Source organism: Amycolatopsis sp. cg9 (genome assembly GCF_041346945.1).
Lineage (GTDB): Bacteria > Actinomycetota > Actinomycetes > Mycobacteriales > Pseudonocardiaceae > Amycolatopsis.
Genome location: NZ_CP166851.1, coordinates 117,155 through 135,050 on the forward strand (window position 1 = coordinate 117,155; position 17,896 = coordinate 135,050).

General features: G+C 71.4%; 15 protein-coding genes. 12 read left to right on the forward strand and 3 right to left on the reverse strand.

Annotated features, from left to right (window positions below):
• Nucleotides 1-4 precede the first annotated feature (4 nt).
• The 5 genes from AB5J73_RS48300 to AB5J73_RS48320 all read left to right on the forward strand — a co-directional run bounded on the left by AB5J73_RS48300 (nucleotide 5) and on the right by AB5J73_RS48320 (nucleotide 4,973).
• On the forward strand, nucleotides 5-1,168 hold the full coding sequence (locus tag AB5J73_RS48300) for a C40 family peptidase (protein WP_370973831.1): 1,164 nt from the start codon (nucleotides 5-7) through the stop codon (nucleotides 1,166-1,168).
• Nucleotides 1,165-3,045 carry a type IV secretory system conjugative DNA transfer family protein gene (locus tag AB5J73_RS48305; RefSeq protein WP_370973833.1) on the forward strand — a complete coding sequence of 627 codons (1,881 nt, stop codon included), beginning with the start codon at nucleotides 1,165-1,167 and terminating at the stop codon, nucleotides 3,043-3,045. Before AB5J73_RS48300 ends, AB5J73_RS48305 begins: the two co-directional genes overlap by 4 nt.
• Nucleotides 3,042-3,659: a hypothetical protein gene (locus tag AB5J73_RS48310; protein WP_370973835.1), complete on the forward strand. Its 618-nt coding sequence runs from the start codon at nucleotides 3,042-3,044 to the stop codon at nucleotides 3,657-3,659. The genes AB5J73_RS48305 and AB5J73_RS48310 overlap by 4 nt, the downstream gene beginning before the upstream one ends.
• Nucleotides 3,660-3,927: 268 nt before the next feature.
• Entirely contained in the window at nucleotides 3,928-4,512 is a 585-nt protein-coding gene (locus AB5J73_RS48315; protein ID WP_370973837.1) for an AAA family ATPase, read from the forward strand.
• On the forward strand, nucleotides 4,509-4,973 hold the full coding sequence (locus AB5J73_RS48320; RefSeq protein ID WP_370973839.1) for a hypothetical protein: 465 nt from the start codon (nucleotides 4,509-4,511) through the stop codon (nucleotides 4,971-4,973). The genes AB5J73_RS48315 and AB5J73_RS48320 overlap by 4 nt, the downstream gene beginning before the upstream one ends.
• A gap of 39 nt (nucleotides 4,974-5,012) precedes the next feature.
• On the opposite strand, the gene AB5J73_RS48325 is transcribed toward AB5J73_RS48320, so the two are convergent.
• Both AB5J73_RS48325 and AB5J73_RS48330 read right to left on the reverse strand, forming a co-directional pair.
• Entirely contained in the window at nucleotides 5,013-5,675 is a 663-nt protein-coding gene (locus tag AB5J73_RS48325; protein ID WP_370973841.1) for a GNAT family N-acetyltransferase, read from the reverse strand.
• The gene (locus AB5J73_RS48330) at nucleotides 5,662-8,991 is read right to left on the reverse strand and encodes an error-prone DNA polymerase (RefSeq protein WP_370973842.1); all 3,330 of its coding nucleotides are present in this window, start codon (nucleotides 8,989-8,991) and stop codon (nucleotides 5,662-5,664) included. Before AB5J73_RS48330 ends, AB5J73_RS48325 begins: the two co-directional genes overlap by 14 nt.
• Nucleotides 8,992-9,149: 158 nt before the next feature.
• On the opposite strand from AB5J73_RS48330, the gene AB5J73_RS48335 reads away from it, so the two are divergent.
• The 7 genes from AB5J73_RS48335 (at nucleotide 9,150) to AB5J73_RS48365 (ending at nucleotide 16,762) form a co-directional block, all read left to right on the forward strand.
• Complete coding sequence (locus AB5J73_RS48335) at nucleotides 9,150-9,431, forward strand: hypothetical protein (protein WP_370973844.1); 282 nt, start codon at nucleotides 9,150-9,152, stop codon at nucleotides 9,429-9,431.
• A gap of 115 nt (nucleotides 9,432-9,546) precedes the next feature.
• The gene (locus AB5J73_RS48340) at nucleotides 9,547-10,503 is read left to right on the forward strand and encodes a nucleoside 2-deoxyribosyltransferase domain-containing protein (protein WP_370973845.1); all 957 of its coding nucleotides are present in this window, start codon (nucleotides 9,547-9,549) and stop codon (nucleotides 10,501-10,503) included.
• 148 nt (nucleotides 10,504-10,651) lie between these two features.
• Complete coding sequence (locus AB5J73_RS48345) at nucleotides 10,652-11,119, forward strand: NUDIX hydrolase (RefSeq protein ID WP_370973847.1); 468 nt, start codon at nucleotides 10,652-10,654, stop codon at nucleotides 11,117-11,119.
• A gap of 174 nt (nucleotides 11,120-11,293) precedes the next feature.
• Entirely contained in the window at nucleotides 11,294-13,348 is a 2,055-nt protein-coding gene (ligD, locus tag AB5J73_RS48350) for a DNA ligase D (protein WP_370973849.1), read from the forward strand.
• A 407-nt stretch (nucleotides 13,349-13,755) separates the two neighbouring features.
• Entirely contained in the window at nucleotides 13,756-14,667 is a 912-nt protein-coding gene (locus AB5J73_RS48355) for a hypothetical protein (RefSeq protein ID WP_370973851.1), read from the forward strand.
• A complete protein-coding gene (locus AB5J73_RS48360) occupies nucleotides 14,664-15,281 on the forward strand; it encodes an AAA family ATPase (RefSeq protein WP_370973853.1) in 618 nt (205 codons plus the stop codon). Before AB5J73_RS48355 ends, AB5J73_RS48360 begins: the two co-directional genes overlap by 4 nt.
• Nucleotides 15,282-16,387: 1,106 nt before the next feature.
• Nucleotides 16,388-16,762, forward strand: a complete 375-nt coding sequence (locus AB5J73_RS48365; RefSeq protein ID WP_370973982.1) for an ASCH domain-containing protein — start codon at nucleotides 16,388-16,390, stop codon at nucleotides 16,760-16,762.
• An 80-nt stretch (nucleotides 16,763-16,842) separates the two neighbouring features.
• Here AB5J73_RS48365 and AB5J73_RS48370 read toward each other — a convergent pair whose 3' ends face one another.
• Nucleotides 16,843-17,796 (reverse strand): phosphotransferase family protein, encoded by a 954-nt coding sequence (locus AB5J73_RS48370; RefSeq protein WP_370973855.1) that lies wholly within the window; start codon nucleotides 17,794-17,796, stop codon nucleotides 16,843-16,845.
• Nucleotides 17,797-17,896: the final 100 nt, after the last annotated feature.

Consider the following 17,896-nt stretch of genomic DNA (forward strand, 5'->3'; position numbering starts at 1 on the left):
CGCCGTGGGGATCGGGGCGGCCAAGGGACCGCTGTTCGCCGGCGCCGCCGCGGCCATCTACGTGGTCGTGGTGATTCCGGCGCTGCTGGTCGGCACCGTGCTGATGGCCTCGCAGTCCAGCGCCATCGGCATCACCACGGCCGCGGCGGTGGAGTGCTCGCCCTACCAGTTCGCCGACTACGGCAAGGGCGGCGGCACCCAGGAGATCGGCGACGAGAAGTTCCACGCCGAGCAGCTGGCCAACGCCCAGACCATCGTGGCCGTCGCCGTGCAGCGCAAACTGCCCAAGCGGGCCGCGGTGCTCGCGCTGGCCACCGCGATGGTCGAGTCCGAGCTGCGCAACCTCAACTACGGCGACCGGGACTCGCTCGGGCTGTTCCAGCAGCGGCCCAGCCAGGGATGGGGCAGCCCGGAGCAGATCCTCAACCCCGTCTACGCGGCGGGCAAGTTCTACGACCACCTCGTCGCGCTGCCCGGCTGGCAGACCATGCCGCCCGGCGCGGCTGAGCAGGCGGTCCAGCGCTCCGGGTTCCCTGATCGCTACGCCCCGCGCGAGCCCGCGGCCGCGGGACTGACCGAGCGGTACTGGCAAGGGCCCGACAACCCGACCCCGCCGCCCGTCACGGACCCGGTGCAGCAGGTCGACTTCTCCGCCAGTGCCTGCCCGGACAAGGGGCGCGGCAAGCTGCGCGACGACGGCAAGCTCGACCCGAAGAAGCTGCCTCCGGACTTCACGCTGCCCACGGACCCGAAGCTCGCCGCCGCGGTGACCTACGCGCTCGCGCAGCTGGGCAAGCGGTACGTGTGGGGCGCGGAAGGCCCGGACGCGTTCGACTGCTCCGGCCTGATGCAGGCCGCCTGGGCGCACGCCGGCGTCGCGATCTCGCGTACCACGTCCACCCAGGTCCACGACGGCGTCGCCGTCGGCTCCCTGTCCCAAGTTCAGCCCGGGGACCTCGTGTTCATCCCGGGCGCCGACGGCACCCCCGCCAATCCGGGCCACGTCGGGATGTATGTCGGCAACGGCTACATGGTCGACGCCTACGACGACGACCACGGCGTCATCCTCACGACCCTGGAGTCGTGGGTGCCCAAGGTGGTGGCAATCCGGCGGGTCGCGGTCGGCAACAACGGACAACCGCCACCAGGAGGTGACCCGCGGGTATGAGGAACACCGTCTCGCCGACCGCCGACCGCGACCTGGCGCTGATGGGCGTGTTCGTGGCTCTGCTCGGCGTGCTCGCCGCGATCGCCGCCGCCCTGATGCTCGGCGCTGCGGTGACCACCAGCCTGCTCGGCGGGCCCTGGTCGATGCCCGGCGTCGACAGCTGGCTGGCCGGGGTGTTCGGGGTGCTCAGCCATCCCGGCAGCCCCGGCGCGGGCCTCGGGCAGCCGTGGGCGAGTGCCCTGACCGGCCAGGGCGGCTGGTACTGGACGATCACTGCGGTGCTGCTCGTGGTGGCCACCGGCCTGGTGTTGCTGGTGGCCGTGCCGGCGTGGCGGCGGTTCGGGCCGTCGCAGGCCGGGCACGCCAGCCGCGAGGATATCCGCGAGGAGCTGTCGCTGACCGCGGCCCGGCGCACCGCGGAGTGGACCCGGCCGGGCCTGCCGCGGGCGCAGGCGCTGCGGGCGCCGCTGGAGGAGGTCGCCGCGCCCCTGCACCTGTCCCCGCAGCGGCAGCCGATGTGCACGCCGTTGGAGAACCCCACCGGCACGCTCGCCCCCACCCAGAGCGGAAAGTCGCGGCGGGACTTGGTGCACAAGGCGATCGCGGCGCCGGGGGCGCTGTTGTGCAGCACGACCAAGCCGGATCTGCTGGAGTTCAGCGGGCTGCTGCGGGCGGCGCGCTACCAGGCTGGCCCGGTGATGGTCGCCGACGTGACCGGCGCGGTCCCGTGGCCGGCGCAGGTGCAGTGGCTGCCGATGCAGGGCTGCGAGGACACCACGGTGGCCTTCCGCCGGGCGCACACGATGGTCGAGGCCGCCTCGGTCGGGCTGGCCGGGGTGGGCGGCAACGACAAGGTGTTCCGGGACCGGGCCAAGGTGGTGCTCCAGGCGTACTTCATCGCCGCGGCCATCCACCACCGCGGCGTCGACGACCTGGTGCGGTGGGCGATGAGCAAACCGGTCGACCAGGAGCCGGTCAAGTTGCTCCAGCAGGCCGGGTTCGCCGAGCACGCCCGCAACCTGCGCTCGGAGATCGGGATGGTCGCCGAGACCTCCGACGCGGTGTGGATGAGCGTGCGGCGGGTGATCGAGCCGTTCATGGACCCGCAGATCCGGCGGCTGTGCACGCCGGCGCCGGGCCGCGACTTCGACGTGCGCGCGATGATCGCCCAGCACGGGTCGCTGTACCTGGTCGCCGGGCAGCACCAGGCCGCCCAGGCCGCGCCGATCCTGACCGCGCTGGTCGAGCACTGGCTGACCACCGCGCAGGAGATGGCCCTGCACACCCCGCACCGGCGCCTCGACCCGCCGGCCACCGCGATTCTGGACGAGATCACGAATGCGACGCCGGTCCCCTCCATCCCCGACATCGTCTCCGACTCCGCGGGCCGGGGCGTGCTGATCCACTGGGGCGCCCAGTCGGTGGCCGCGCTGGAGAACACGTTCACCGCGCAGCGGACCCGGCAATTGCTGGACAACACCACGACATTGAGCGTGTGGGGCGGCATCAAGGACCGTGTGACGCTGGAGTGGGTGTCGCTGCTGACCGCGCACCACGAGCGGCGGCGCTTCCAGCAGCAGAACGACGGCCTGTTCAGCCAGGGCCGCACGTCGGTGGGTCTGGAGACCGTGCCCACCTACCGGCCCGGCGACGTCCGGCGGGTCCGCCGCGGCCGGGTCCTGGTGATCCACCGCCACCTCGACCCGATCCTCGCCCTCACCCTCGACGTGCGGAACCGGCCCGACTGGAAGGTCATCCGCGAGCACGTCCAGGCCGTGCGCGACGGGCAGGTCCCGGTCGGGCCGGACGGGTTCGCCCTCGCGCCCACGCTGAGCACCACGCCCGGCGCCGGCCAGCCGGGGAGGTTCACGGCGTGAGCGAGCAGCCGGAGCAGCAGCAGGCGGCCGCGGGCGCCGACGGCGACCGGGACGGCCAGATCAAGGCCCTCACCGAGATCATCGGGGCGCTCGCGCAGACCGTGCGCCGCCTGGAGGGCCGGGTCAACCAGCTGTCGAAGAAGCCTGCGGACGGGGAGAAGGAGGACGAGGAGGATCCCACCGCGCCGGCGTCGTGGGTGTGGTTCAACCAGCCCGCGGCCGCCGAGGACGATCCCGACGGCGAAGACGACCCGCGGGCCACCGTCGGGAACTTCGTGGCCTGGTACAACGTGACCTTCGTCGGCGTCGACGGCAGCCGGGCCCGGCCGATCCCGCCGTGCTGGCGCAAGCATCCCGGCCTGGCGATGGAGGTCGCGGCGCTGGCCTACTCCTGGCGGGCGGCCAACATCGGACCGGAGGCCAGCGTGCGCGACGCCCAGTACTGGCTGCACCAGTGGCGGCCGGGGTTTACCGACCGGCTCACCCGCGACTGGGTCCGCCCCGACTGCCTCGACGGCGACCACCGCGACGACGGCGCCCCGGCGCGCGCGGACCGGTTCGAGCTGGCCGAGCAGCACGCCGCCGCAGCGGCGCACGCGCGCCAACCGGTGTGACCCGCCGGCACGAAGAAGGCCCCGCGCGGTGCTCGGCAACCGGGGGGTTGCTGTCGAGATGAGCAGGAGCCCAAGGGGGAGGGGCCACTGCGCGGTCCCGCGCGGGGCCACACCTTCAGGGTACGGCGCGTTCCCGCCGCGGCGCCGGGGATTTGCCTGGAATAGGGGCGTTTTTCACCTCAAACCGCCCATTGTTCTTCGCTCGGCAGGGTGACGCGAGTCGGCGGCGTGCGACTCAACTGCGACGCCGTCGACGCAGGATGCCGCCATGGTCGAGAGGATGAAGACCAGCCCGGTGCGCGGCGGCGCGCATCTCGACGACCCGGTGCTCGATCAGTTGCTCAGCGAACCGGTCGTCGTGCTGATGGTCGGCCCGGCCGGCGCGGGCAAGAGCACGGTGGCGCGCGAGCTGGCGGCCCGGCGCCCACACCTGGCGATCGTGTCCTACGACCAGGAGCAAGGCGACGGCCAGGTCGTCGGCGAGGCGGCCGTGGCCCGCGCGCACACCCGGCTCGACCGGCACCTCGCCGACGGCGCGGGCGCAGTGGTCGACGGCACCCACCGCCAGTCCGCACGCCGCGCCGCCGTCCGGCGGATCGCCGCCACACACCGGCTGCCCACCGTGGCTGTGGTGGTCCTGCCCGGCCTGGACCAGTGCCTGCACCGGCAGACCCTGCGAACCCGCGTCGTCGCGGAGCATCGGGTGCGCGCACACCACGCCGCGGTGACCGCGCTGCTGCCCGTCCTTCCCGGCGAGGGCTACGACCTGGTCGCGGTTCTCGCCCTGGCCGCGTCCGGACTCCCGGATTTCCGGGAAAACGCCGCGGCCGTGCGTGATCCACTGAAGTCGTGACCTGCGACGTCGACGACCCCGATGCCCTGACCGACGACGAGTACGCCCAGCGGTACCTCTTCCCGCACCGTGCAGCCCTGGATCTGCGGGTGCGGGCGTTGCTGCGCGGCCGCGGCTGGACGTCGCGGCACAGCGACGACGAGGCACTGGGGGAGAAGTGGGTCTACGCCGGCAGCTTCGGCGGCCGGTCCCCGAACTACGGGCTCGAATGCGGCATCGAGCCGCTGGGCCTCGGTGTCGAGGCGGGACCGCCGGCGATGCTGCGCGTGCACGACTGCGGCGTGTACCAGGGCTGCGACGCCCACGCCTCGACCGAGCACACCATCCCGGCGGATGCGGCCGACCTGGCCGACCTGCTGGACGCCCTGGAGCGCCAGGCCCGTGCCGTCGACCCGGCCGCCGTCGCCGAGTACGTGGTGTTCGGGGCCTGCGGCCGGCGCGGCCGCGAGCGGGCATGGTGAACACCCTGGGCGTGGCACCGCGTGCGCGCCCGGCGAGCATCACCATTTCGGCCAGCGAGGTTCGATGTGGATTCCCGCTGCTTGCTGGTGGGAGCAGGGGGCTGCCGGTGCCGGCGGCGGTGGTCCGATGCGCGCCCAGAACGCGGCGGAGTCCGGTTCGTCGGGCGGGTTCGCGCTCCAGCGGTATCCGGCGCCTCGGGCCGCTGCCGCGCGGGCCAGGACCCGGCCGACGCCGCGGCGTCGGTGCTGCGGTTCGACGTGGATGCCGAGCAGCAGTCCGCGCCGATCGAGCGGGCACAGCGACAGCTCGACCTGGCCGTAGATCGTGGCGCCCCACCGCAGCTGGATGAGGCCGATCCCCGCGCGGTCGGCGGGCGGGAGGACTACGAGCTGGAGTCGCCGCGACTGGACCTGTTCCTCGGTGACCTGCGCGGCGACCGACGGGTCGACCAGCGCCCATCGTCCACCGGTGCCTGGCTGGTTTTCGCAGTGCCGGCACACGAGCTCGTTGAGCTGGTAGTCCTGGTTCGGGGCCTCCTGCAACTGTCCGGGCCGCAGCCAGTGCCGTGCCGGGCACCACCGGGGCAGGTGCGGCCCGGACTCCGGCCGAGTCCATGGCCAGAGCGGGACGTCGAGGTAGCGTCCCGCTCGCGCCGCCCCCGCGCCGGCGTGGCGGGCTGCTGTCGGGTCAGCGGAAGTCACGGCTCTTGCTGGCCAAAGCGCGCAGGTCCAGCGGGGTGATGTGGTCTGCGACGAGCGACGCGGTGCCCTGGGAGACTTGGGCTTTCCCGCGGATCACCAGCGCCGAGCAGGTGGAGAGGACTTGCCGGTACCGCGTCCAGGTGCCGGGGTGGACGATCACGTTGGTCATCCCGGTCTCGTCCTCGAGGTTGAGGAAGGTGATCCCGCCCGCGGTGGCGGGCCGCTGCCGGTGGGTGACCGCGCCGCCGACCAGGATGCGGGTGCCGTCGGCGACGTCGAGCAGCTGCGCAGCGGGGACGACGCCGAGGCTGTCGAGGTGCTGGCGGACGAACTGGACGGGGTGCTGGTCGGGGGTGATGCCGGTGGCCCACACGTCGGCGGCCGCGACCTCGAGCGCGGTCATGCCCGGCAGGGCTGGGGCGTCGACGCCGGTGGCGATGCCGGGCAGGTGTCCGGCGCGGGTGCGGGCGGCGGCGCCGGCGGCCCAGAGGGCTTGGCGGCGGTCCGGGCCCAGCGTGCTGAACGCGCCGCTGGTGGCGAGGGCTTCGGCGACCGGCTGGGTGAGCTGCACCCGCTGGGTGAGTTCGCCGATGCTGCCGTACGGGCCGTGTAGGGCGCGGTCGGCGACGATCCGCTCGGCGACGTCGGCGCCGACGTTGCGGATCGCGGCCAGCCCGAGCCGGACCGCCACGCCGCCGGCGGAGTCGGGGTCGGGCTCGAGGGTGGCGTGCTCGTGGGAGGCGTTGATGTCGGGTTCGCGGACGCGGACGCCGTGCCGGCGGGCGTCGGCGACCAGCGACTGCGGGGAGTAGAACCCCATCGGCTGCGCCCGCAGCAGTCCGGCGCAGAACGCCGCCGGGTAGTAGTACTTGAACCAGGCGCTCGCGTAGACCAGCAGCGCGAAGGCCATCGAGTGCGCTTCGGGGAAGCCGTAGCCGGCGAAGGCGTGGATCTGCTCGAAGATCCGCTCGGCCAGCGGCCGCGGCACGTCGTTGGCGGCGCAGCCGTCGAAGAAGCGGGTCATCAGCGCCCGCATCTTCCGGTCCGAGCGTTTCGAGCCCATCGCCCGCCGCAGCCGGTCGGCTTCGGCGGGGGTGAAGCTCGCGACGTCGACGGCCATCTGCATCACTTGCTCCTGGAACAGCGGCACGCCGAGCGTGCGGTCCAGGCTCGGGGCGAGCAGCGGGTGAGCGTGGCGCCAGGTTTCCTCGCCGCGGCGGCGCCGGATGTAGGGGTGCACCGAGCCGCCCTGGATCGGGCCCGGCCGGATCAACGCGACTTCGACTACGAGGTCGTAGAACTTCCTCGGCCGCAGCCGCGGCAGCGTGCCGAGCTGAGCACGGGACTCGACCTGGAACACGCCGATCGCGTCGGCGGCGCAGAGCATGTCGTAGACGTTCTTGTCGGCCAGGTCCAGCTCGCCGAGGTCGACCTCGCGGCCGTGGTGCTCGGCGACCAGGTCGATGCTGAAGCGCAGTGCCGAGAGCATTCCGAGCCCGAGCAGATCGAACTTGACCAGCCCGACGGCCGCGCAGTCGTCTTTGTCCCATTGCAGCACGCTGCGCCCGGCCATGGTCGCCCATTCGACCGGGACCACTTCGGACACCGGCTGCTTCGAGATCACCATGCCGCCGGAGTGGATGCCGAGGTGGCGTGGCATGTCCTCCATCTGCGCGGCGAGCTCGCGGACGTCCTCGGGCACGCCGTGGCCGCGTTCGCCCGGTGTCTCGCTGTCGGCGATCCGGCGCCACCGGTCGACCTGTTTGCCGAACGCGTCCTGCTGGCCCTCGCTGTATCCGAGTGCCTTGGCTGCGTCGCGGACCGCGGACTTCGCCCGGTAGGTGATCACGTTGGCGACTTGGGCGGCGTGCAGTCGGCCGTGCCGCTGGAAGACGTACTGGATGGCTTCCTCGCGGCGGCCGGACTCGATGTCGACGTCGATGTCCGGCGGGCCGTCGCGTTCCTCGGACAGGAACCGCTCGAACAACAGGCCCCATCTGACCGGGTCGGCATGGCAGATCCACAACGCGAAGCAGACCGCCGAGTTCGCGGCGGAACCGCGGCCCTGGGCGAGTATCCGGTTCTCGCGGCAGAACCGGACGATGTCCCAGACGACCAGGAAGTAGCCGGCGAACCCCAGCGCCTTGATGACGTCCAGTTCGCGCTCGAGCTGCGCGTAGGCGTCCGGTGCCTCGGCGGGGGTGCCGTAGCGGACGGCGGCGCCGTCCATGACCAGGTGGCGCAGGTAGGCGTCCTCGTCGGCGTGGCCAGGGGGCACCGGGAACGGCGGCAGCGTCGGGGCCACGAGCGTCAGGTCGACCGCGCACTCCTGGCCGAGCTTCGCCGCGCGGGCGACGGCGCCGGGGTAGCGGCGTTCGAACTGCTGCCGCTGCTCCGCGCCGGAGCGCAGGAACGCCGCGCCGGCTGCGGGAAGCCAGCCCTCCATCTCCTCGAGCGAGCGCTGGGCCCGGATCGCCGCGAGGGCATCCGCCAGTCGGCTGTCGCGGGGAGCTGCGTAGTGCACGTTGTTCGACACGACCGTCGGCAGGCGCAGTTCGCGGGCCATGGCGGCCAGGTGGTCGTTGTGTGTGCTGTCCAGCGGCTGGCGGTGGTCGATGAGCTCCACCGCGACGTGCTCGCGACCGAACCGGTCGGCCAGCAGGGCCATTTCGTCGGCGGCCGCGGCGGGGCCGCCCTGGGCGAGGGCCTGGCGGACGGCGCCCTTTCGGCAGCCGGTCAGCACCTGGACGTGCCCGGCCAGCTCGTCCACAACCTCGGCGAGGTCGTAGACGGGGCGTCCTTTCTCCCCGCCGGCGAGCTGGGCGTGGGAGATCACCCGGCACAGCCGGCGGTAGCCCTCCAGGCCGCGGGCCAGGACCAGGAGGTGGGTGCCTTCCGGATCCGGGACGCCGTTCTGCCGGGCGGTCAGCCCGAGCGAGAGCTCCGCGCCGTACCCCGCGTCGATTCCGAGTTCGCGGGCGGCCGTGGCGAAGCGGACCGCGCCGTACATGCCGTCGTGATCGGTCAGCATGATCGCGTCCAGGCCCAGCCGGACGGCCTCTTCGACCAATGCCTCCGGTGAGCTGGCGCCGTCGAGGAAACTGAAGTCGGAGTGCACGTGCAGCTCGGCGTAGGGCACCCGCTCCTGCTCGGTGCCGTGCCCGGTCGCCAGGTCGGGCGGTGGGCGGTAGCCGTCGCGCTTGCGGCTCCAGGCCGGGGAGTCCCCGCCGTCGCCGTCGATCGCGGGTTTCCGGCCGGACGCGATGCGCTCCAGCTCCCGCCATGACGTTCGGCTGCCGCCGTCGAAATTGGACACACTTCACCCCGCGCTACCTGGGCGCCGCGGGAAGGACGGGCCGAACTACACTACTCGAACACCAGTGCGAGCAGCATCGCCATCATGGTCATGGCCAGCGGCGAAAGCAAATTGAGTCCCGCTCGGCACGGCCGAATGGGCTACGCGGAGGAGAGGCGATGCCGATGCCGGACATCAGCGATCTCGTCGACGAGGCCGCGGAGCAGATCCGAGCCACGGCCGAAGCCGACGGGCTGACGGCCGGGACTGCGATCGACGTCGTGCAGGCGATGTACGCCGTCCGCACCCGCAAGGGCGCCGGCGATGTGAACCTGGTCGGCAACCGCCGACGCCTCGCGCACGTGGCCGGGAGCGCGATGCACGACGCCCGGCTCGATCCCGACCAGCTCCGCCGGGCAGTCATCGCCAAGCTCACGCCGAATCACACCGCGTCCACCTGAACAGCTCGCGCCGGGCCGTCGCTTCCCGCCGGCCTGGCGCGTTGGCTGTTTCCCGATCATCTGGGAAACGGGAAACACCTGTTCAGGAGGGGTTTCCAGCCATGATCGTTGAGTCATGGACACGACGCCCACCACCCTCACTACTGCCGCCGATTCCGCCGCCCCGGCCGTGCACCTGATCTCGTTCGGGTTCCTGCACGGCCCGGTCCCGGAGGCAGACCTGGTCCTGGACGTCCGCCGCTGGCTGCACGACCCCGCCGCCGCGAAGGCGATCCTGGACCTCGACGGCCGCGACGCCCGTGTGCAGCAGACCGTCTACGGCACGCCCGGCGCGGTGGAGCTGGTCGAGCACGCGGTGCACGCCGCCGGCGTCGCGCACCGCGGTGAACGCGTGCTGGCCTTCGGCTGTGCAGGCGGCCGGCACCGCAGCGTGGCCCTGGCCGAGCTTGCCGCCGGTCGCCTGGCGCTGCGCGGCTACCGCGTCAGCCTGGAGCACCGTGACGTCCACCGCCCCCGCGTCCTGCGCGCCGCCACGACGACCACGGAACCGGACCGGCGTGAACCCCGGGACCTGTACTTCGAGGCCCCGAACTACTACCTGCCCCAGCCCGGCGACGCCCCGGCGGTGTTCCTCGCCGGCGGGATCACTGGCTGCCCGCGCTGGCATGATCACGCCGCCGCGGTGCTCGCCGCCGCGCCCGAGCCGGTCGTGGTGCTCAACCCCAACCGGGCGGACTTCCCAATCCACGACCCGGCCGCCGGCTGGGAACAGGTCTCCTGGGAGCAGCACCACCTGCACCTGGCCGAGACCACCACGTTGTTCTGGTTTCCGGCCTGCGACCCGGCGGTGACGGTGCAGCCAATCGCGATGTACGAGCTGGGCCAGGCCCTCGGCGAAGGCCGCCGGATCGTCGTCGGCGCGGATCCCGGCTATCCGCGCGTGGCCGACGTCCGGATGCTCTGCCAGCTCGCCCAGCCCGGCCTTCCCGTTCACAGCACCCTTGACGACACCCTCGCCGCGGTCCTGGATGCGTTGCCCCACCCCGCCGAAGCCGCACTCGCCGCCGCGTAGCCGTCGTTGTGGCCGAGCGCGTGGTGCTCGGCCACAACAGGCGCTGCTGCGGTGAGGGAGGGCATCGGTCACGCGCTGAGGCACAGGAACTCGCCGACCACGCGGACATCGCCGTGTTGGACCGGCGGCTGCCACACTGGGAAACGTGATGGCCCCGCCACTGCGCGTCGCAGCCCGCGTCGTCGCCCTCGCCCCCGATGACCGGGTCTTGCTGGTGTACTACGCCGAGAACGGCGGGTTCTGGGCCACACCCGGCGGCCGCATCGAGGACGGCGACGACAACGACCGCGCCGGCGCCCGCCGCGAATTGGCCGAAGAAGTCGGCATCGACCCCGTCCTCGTCGACCTGCGCGAGCAGGTGGCCGAACGCAGTGAGGAACACGAGGTTGGCGACCAGCTCGTCCGGCAGGTCGAGCGCTACTTCCTTGCCTACCTCGACCCGGACGACATCAACCCGGCTCGTGCCACGCAACCGGACACCATCCGGGCCACTCGATGGTGGACCGTTCAAGAACTGCGCGACACCACCGAGACCGTCTACCCGCCCGGCCTCGCCGACCTCGTCACGAACATCCAGACCACGGGCGTTCCCTCGCATCCGGTCGTGCTGCGATAGCCACGGGGGATAGCCCAGCAAGCTGAAGTCGATTCCAACCGGCCGCTTCCGGGTGATTACCGCAGGTCACAGGGTGTCATGTGTGGACGGTCGGCGAGCGCGACCGCGCCGTCCGGGTGACCATGGAACCGGCGGCGGGCCGGTCCCGGCGCGGAGTCGGCGGGAGGTGCGGGGATGGCGCGCACAGCCCGTCGCGACAGCTCCCGGGTCCCCGGCTGGGTCGAGCCGATGCTGGCCAAGCCCGACGGCGGGCGACTGCGCGAAGGCCCAGATTGGACCTACGAGTACAAGCTGGACGGCTACCGCGCCTGCATGCAGATCGCCCCGGACGGCACGACGCGGCTGACCAGCCGCGCCGGCAACGACTTCACCGACGAGTTCGCCGAGCTCACCAGCGTGTTCGGCCCGGCCCTCGAGGGCCGGGCCGCCGTGCTGGACGGCGAGATCGTGGTCTACAACGAGGCCGGCCAGCCTGAGTTCGGCATGTTGCAGGAACGTCGCGGCCGCTACCAGACCCACCGCAGCTCGATCCGCCGCGGCGAGCCGTTCGAGGGCCTGCCGGTCCGGTTCCTGGCCTTCGACCTGCTTCAGCTCGGCACACGGTCGCTGCTGGGCGCTCCGTACGACGAACGCCGGCAGCAGCTGCTGGCGCTGCCGATGCCGGATCCGTACCGGGTGGCGGTGGTGCGGGGGTTCACCTTCACCGAGCTCGACGCCGATCGCTGCACGCCCGCGCATCTGCTGGCCCACGTCGCCGCGGCCGGCCACGAGGGTCTGGTTGCGAAGAACCGCCGCGCGGTCTACACGCCGGGCAAGCGCACCGACGCCTGGCTCAAGCACCCGCTGATCCAGACCACCGAGGTCATCGTGTGCGGCTGGCGCCCGGGACAGGGCAGCTTCGCCGGGAAGGTCGGTGGCCTGCTGCTCGGCGCGCATGATCCGGACACCGGCGACCTGTGCTACATCGGCGACGTCGGGACCGGCTTCAAGGAAGCCGAACGCGACCGCCTGCAAACCCGCCTCAAGCCGCTGGAGCGGTCGCAGCACCCGTTCGCGGTCACGCCGCCGCGGGAGGACGTCGTCCGCGCCCGCTGGGTCGACCCGGTACTGGTCGGAGAGGTCCAATACCGGCAGTTCACGCGCGGTGCCGGGCGCCTGCGCCACACCAGCTGGCGTGGCCTGCGTGCCGACCGTGTGCCCGGCGACGTCCTCGTCCCCCGCACCGAGCCGCGTGTGGCCGCCCAGCTCCCGCCGGTCAACCCGACGGCTTCCGAACCCGCGGCCGCGCCGGCGCAGCCGACCGGGGCGAAAATCACGGTGCAGGCCGGGAAACGGCAGATCACCTTGTCCAACCTGGACAAGCCGTTGTACCCGGATGGGTTTACCAAGGCGCAGGTCATCCACTACTACTCCCGCATTGCCCCCGTCTTGCTGCCACATCTGGCCGGGCGGCCAGTCACGGTCATCCGGTTCCCCGACGGCGTCGACGGACAGCAGTTCTTCGAGAAGAACGTCCCCCGCGGCGCTCCGAGCTGGTTGTCCACGGTCCGGCTGCCGAGCACGAGTTCCCGCAGCCGTCACGGCGAGCGCGGTGAACCGATCGAGTACCCGCTGCTGGACGAGCTCGCGGCGCTGGTGTGGGAGGCGAACATGGCCGCCCTGGAGATCCACGTCCCGCAGTGCATCGTCGACCTGGGGCCGCCACCGGCGCGCCGGCCGCCGGACAGGCTGGTGTTCGACCTCGACCCCGGGCCCGGCGCGTCGATCGTGGATTGCTGTCGGGTCGCGGAACGGCTGAACGACCTGCTGGCCGCCGACGGGCTGACCGCGTTCGCCAAGACGTCCGGTTCCAAGGGAATGCAGTTGTACTGCGCGATCAGCACCGATGACCCCGCGGCGCCGTCCGCCTACGCCAAGCGGCTGGCCCGGCACCTGGCGCGGCAGACACCTGAGCAGGTGACCGCAGTGATGGCCAGGGCGCAGCGCGCGGGCAAGGTGTTCATCGACTGGTCGCAGAACAACCCGGCCAAGACAACCATCGCGCCGTACTCGCTTCGCGGCCGCGACCGGCCAACCGTCTCCACGCCGGTCACCTGGGCGGAAGTCCGCGCCTCCCGTCACGCGAGCCAGCTGGTCTTCACAGCCGAGGATGTTCTCGACCGCGTCGACGAGCACGGCGACCTCCTCGACACCCTCGACAGCACTCGCGCCCCGTTGCCCACCGGCTGACCGGGATCTGCGCCGATCGGCGCTTGCGCGACGTCCTGGCTCCCCTTGATCAGGGATTCAGGCGCTGATCGAGCGGCGTCGCTGCCGCCACCAGAACTGCCCGGTGCCTCGGCATCCTCGCCGGCGGGCGGCGACTACGACGGCGACGGCCGCCTCCACGCAGAGCAAGTCCGGGAACCTCACGCTGTCGATGTCGGCCCTCCATTCGACTAACGCCCGCGTAACCACGTCCTGCTCATGCATCTGCACCTCACCCCATGTCCTACTTCCGCGTAGGTCGCGCCGGAAAGCAGCGTCGTTACCGGCCATCACCTGCCGTCGCAGGCAGAGGAGCAGGCCGGCCTGGCGACTCAGAGCCGCCAAGACGAGGACTGGGCTTTTTCTGGGCATCATGCTTCACTCAGTACATGCCCAAAAAAGGCCCAGTCGAGGACGAGGTTCGCGCCGCGGTCGCGCGACTGCTGCGGCGGGGCCTCCCGGTCACGCCGGCCAGCGCCGACACCGCCCTGCTCAACCTCCGCGGAATCGTCGCCAGGGCCGTGGACCCAGCCGACCCGGCGAGCCGCACCGCTGCGTTGGACGGCACGCTGCGTGGCCTGCTTGCTCGTTTTCCGGATGCCCGCCATGCCGCAGCGGCGCGAGCGCTGTTCGGGCTGCCACCTGCCGAACCGGGCCAGAACCTGACCGCCCGCCGCGCGCAGGCCGCCACGCTGGCGGGGTACGAAGTACACCACTTCCGCAAGCGGGTCGAGCCGAAGTTGCTCGAGCGGGTGGCCTGGGAGCTACTGGCCGACGCCGACCGCTTCACGCGGTCACCGATGATCGCGCCCCGGCTCGCTCCGGCCGGCGAGCGCCAACTGGTACTGCCGGACCCGTTCGCCTGGGAAGTGACCGAGCACGAGGAGCACCTGTCGCGGTTGTGGTCCGCGCTGTTCGCCGCCCGCGCCGAACTGCTGGCCCTGGAGCGCCTGATCAGCTTGGAGGCCGAGCGCACGGCCATCGTTCGGGTTGCGGTGACCGCCGCATGGCGCTGGGGCGCGGCTCGCGCCGAAGCGGTCAACTACACCACCGCGTTCGCCTCAGAGCTGGAGAAGACCTCCGCCGACGAGCTCACCGCGCTGGCCGGCTGGACGCCGCCGCTGACCGACGCGCAGGCGGCCCGCCTGACCGAAGCCGCGTCCGGCGGTGCCAGCCGCGAGCAATTTGTCCAGGCCCTGCACGACGAGACCGAGCTGGGCAACGCCTGGATCGAGGGTTTCCTCACGCCGTCGGAACACGACAAGACCACGACCGAGAACAGGAACGGATCACAGCATTGAGCAGCAACAACCTCACACCCTCACCCGCGCTCACCGCCGCGCTGAAGGCCGCCGATGACGAGGCTCCCCGCCGGTACGTCATCACCGGCGGCCCCTCGTCAGGCAAGGACGACTTGATCACCGCAGTGCACGCCGCCGGAATTCCCTGCATGCAGGACGAGCCCGGCCGAGAGATCTACCGCAAGCACCGCGAACGACTCGGCCGGCATCTGCGCCGCGAAGACCGCCGGGAGTACTCGTTGGAGGTCTTGGACGCCTTCGTGGCCGAGTACACCGCCCACCAACACGGCGTCCGCTTCTACAACCGCGGCATCCCCGACGGCTACGGCTGGGAGGCGTTCTTCGGCCTGCGCCCCACCAGCGAGCTGGAAGAGGCGACTCGGCGGTACCGGTACGACACCATCTTCGTCCTCGATCCGCTGGACACCTTCGAGGACCCCGACGACATCGTCTGGGCCAAGGACCGTGAGATCCGCCGGGTGCACGAGTTGATCGTCCAGGGCTACTTCGACGCCGGCTACGAGCCGGTCTTCGTCGCCCCGGACTCCGCCGCCGCCCGGCTGGACTTCATCTGCGCCAACCTGCGTCTGCCCAAACCAAGCCGAGGAGCGTGATGTCGTTGTCCCGCACCGCAAAAGCAGGCACGCCGGGCCTGCTGCTGTCGCCGAACAGCGTGCTGGCTAACGCGCTGCTGCGCTCGATCGACCTGCTCCGGCCGCGCGTGCTCGCCGCACGACCCTCGCGCATCGAGTTCGTGGTCGGCACCCAGATCAACGGTGCCCCGCACCTGGGCACCAACCTGGTGCAGACCGCGGCGTTCCTCCTGGCCAAGACCGCCCGCCGCGAGTTCTCCATCGACACCACGGTGCGGTTCAGCGCGCTGGACAACGCTCCCCACGAGGTCATCCTGGACCCGGAGACCCACCACGCCTATCAGCAGACCTACTTCCACGCCTTGGGCAAGGACAAGATCAGCGAACTGATCGAGGGCTACTACCTGTCGTTCTTCGACTCGTTGGCCGAGGCGACCGGCACCGAGTACGCGATCGAGACCTACACCGATCAGCAGGCCACGCCCGGTTTCCGCGCCGAGTTCCTGCGCACGCTCGAGCGGATCGAGGACATCCGCTGGTGGATGGCGCCCTCCCACGGCGTGGTGCACGTGCGCGTTCCGTGTCCGTACTGCGGCTGGGCGGAAAAGCGCGCCGACCGCACCAAGCTCGCCGGCTTGGACGAGGACGGCGCCACCTTCACCGCCACTTGCTTCGACCACGGCGGCTACGAGGCGCACATCGACCCCGAGGACTCCACGCCCTACCTGGACCTGGCGACGCTGTACCGCAACCTCGTCAAGGAACGCGCGTTCGGCCGGGACACCGACGTGCTGCACGTGATGATGAAGGGCGGCGACTGGACATTCGGCTGTCAGCTCGTCGACGGCGCCCTCGGCGCGCTGGGAACGCCGCCGACCGCGATGCCGATGCGGATCTTCACCCCGCAAGTGCTTGCTCCGACCGGCGCGAAGCTGTCCAAGTCGCTCCTGCGCGAACAAGGCAAAGGCGCCCTTCCCGCCGACGTCGAGCCCTGGATGCTCGACACCACCACCTGGACCGGCGACGTCGACAACTACGTCGACGCGCTGGTGTGGCTGGTCAGCGAGCTGCTGACCGACCCGAAGCACTTCTTCCGCTCGTTCACCGTCAAGGAGCTCGGCCGCCTGATGACCGCCCGCCCGACCACCATGCCTGTGCGCGCCCACGAGATGGGCATCTACAAGCGCTACTTCGACCTGATCGCCACTGGACGCAAGACCACTGAGATCCGCGTCAACGACTCCAGCCGTCAGAAGATCAAGCAGGGGTCGCTGATCCGGTTCCGCTGCCAGGGTGACGAAGTTCTGACGCGCGTTACCAAGGTGGCCCGCTACGCCTCCTTCGAGGAGATGTTCGACCACGAAGCCGTGACGTCGGTCAACCCGTTGGCCACGCGCGAAGAACAGCTGGCCAACATCCGCCAGATCTACCCACCGGAGCGGGAAGCGCTGGGAGTGGTCGCGATCGGCATCGAGCTGGTCAACCCGCCTCGATCGGCGTGACCACCGAAGCACGACAACGCACACGCTGGGCCTCGACCAAGGTATCGAGGCTCAGCGTCGTGCTTGTCGAGGTTTCCCGCTCAGCTGATCCGGCGGCGCAACCAGGCCAGCGCTGCCATGCCCTTCTCGCGCTGGTGCGCCCGCAGCGTCGGCAGGCCCGCCGGGGCGGGTAGCAAGGACTGATACAAGAAGTCGCCGGCCACCGCAGCAAGCACCGAGTTCACTTGGCCGGAAGCGGCGGCATGCGCGGGCCGGAAGTCCTGCCACGCCTGTTCAGGGTCGAGGTCGCTGGTCGCGGCCACCGAGGGCAGGAACAACAGTGCGTCCACCCACGGTGCACCGGTGACGGCGTAAGGCCAGTCCACCACTATCACCGTGTCGTCGGTGAGCAGCAGGTTGTCCGCCCGCAGATCGGCGTGCAGCAAGGTGTCGCCCCGAGCCGCCGACGCCCAGCCCGACTCCAGCTCCGCCAGCCGCGTCAAGTTCGCCCGCGCCCACTCGTCCAGCCGGCTGGCGAGCTGCGGGTCGGCCCCGATGGCGTGCCATGACCGGAAGTTCTCGGCGAGGTCATCCACAATGGACATCGCGGGGACGGGTGCCGGGGTGAGCCCGTCGGCCAACCGCTCCAACGCGGACATCACCCGCGCGAACTGCCCCGGGCGCCACGGCGTGGCCAGCATCGCGCCGTCGACGTCGTCGAGCACGAGCATGACCCACTTGCCGTCGTCGTAACTCCACCGCAGCCGCGGCGCTGGAACCGAAGCCGGAAGAGAGCGCATCACCTCGATCTCGCGCCGATACAGCCTCGGCGCCCGCGGATTCTGGTCGGCGCTGATCGCCTTAGCGAATACCCGGCGCCCATCGCTAAGAGCGAGCCGGGACGCCAGGCCCGGCGAGAACCCACCGGACTGAGACACGTCGCGCACAACCGGCGCGCCGAGCGCCGATTCTGCGGCCGCCCGCACCTGCTCGGGCAACTCCTGCCAGCTCAACCGGTGCGGGACGAGCGTGGCCGCCCCCGATGCCGTGTTCACGCGGGCACTTCCATGCACTGGCTGGTCAGTGGGCTGTTCACCTGAAAACGATAGAGGACAGCGGTCTTCCGGGCGGCCCGCCGCCAGCATCGCGCCGTGT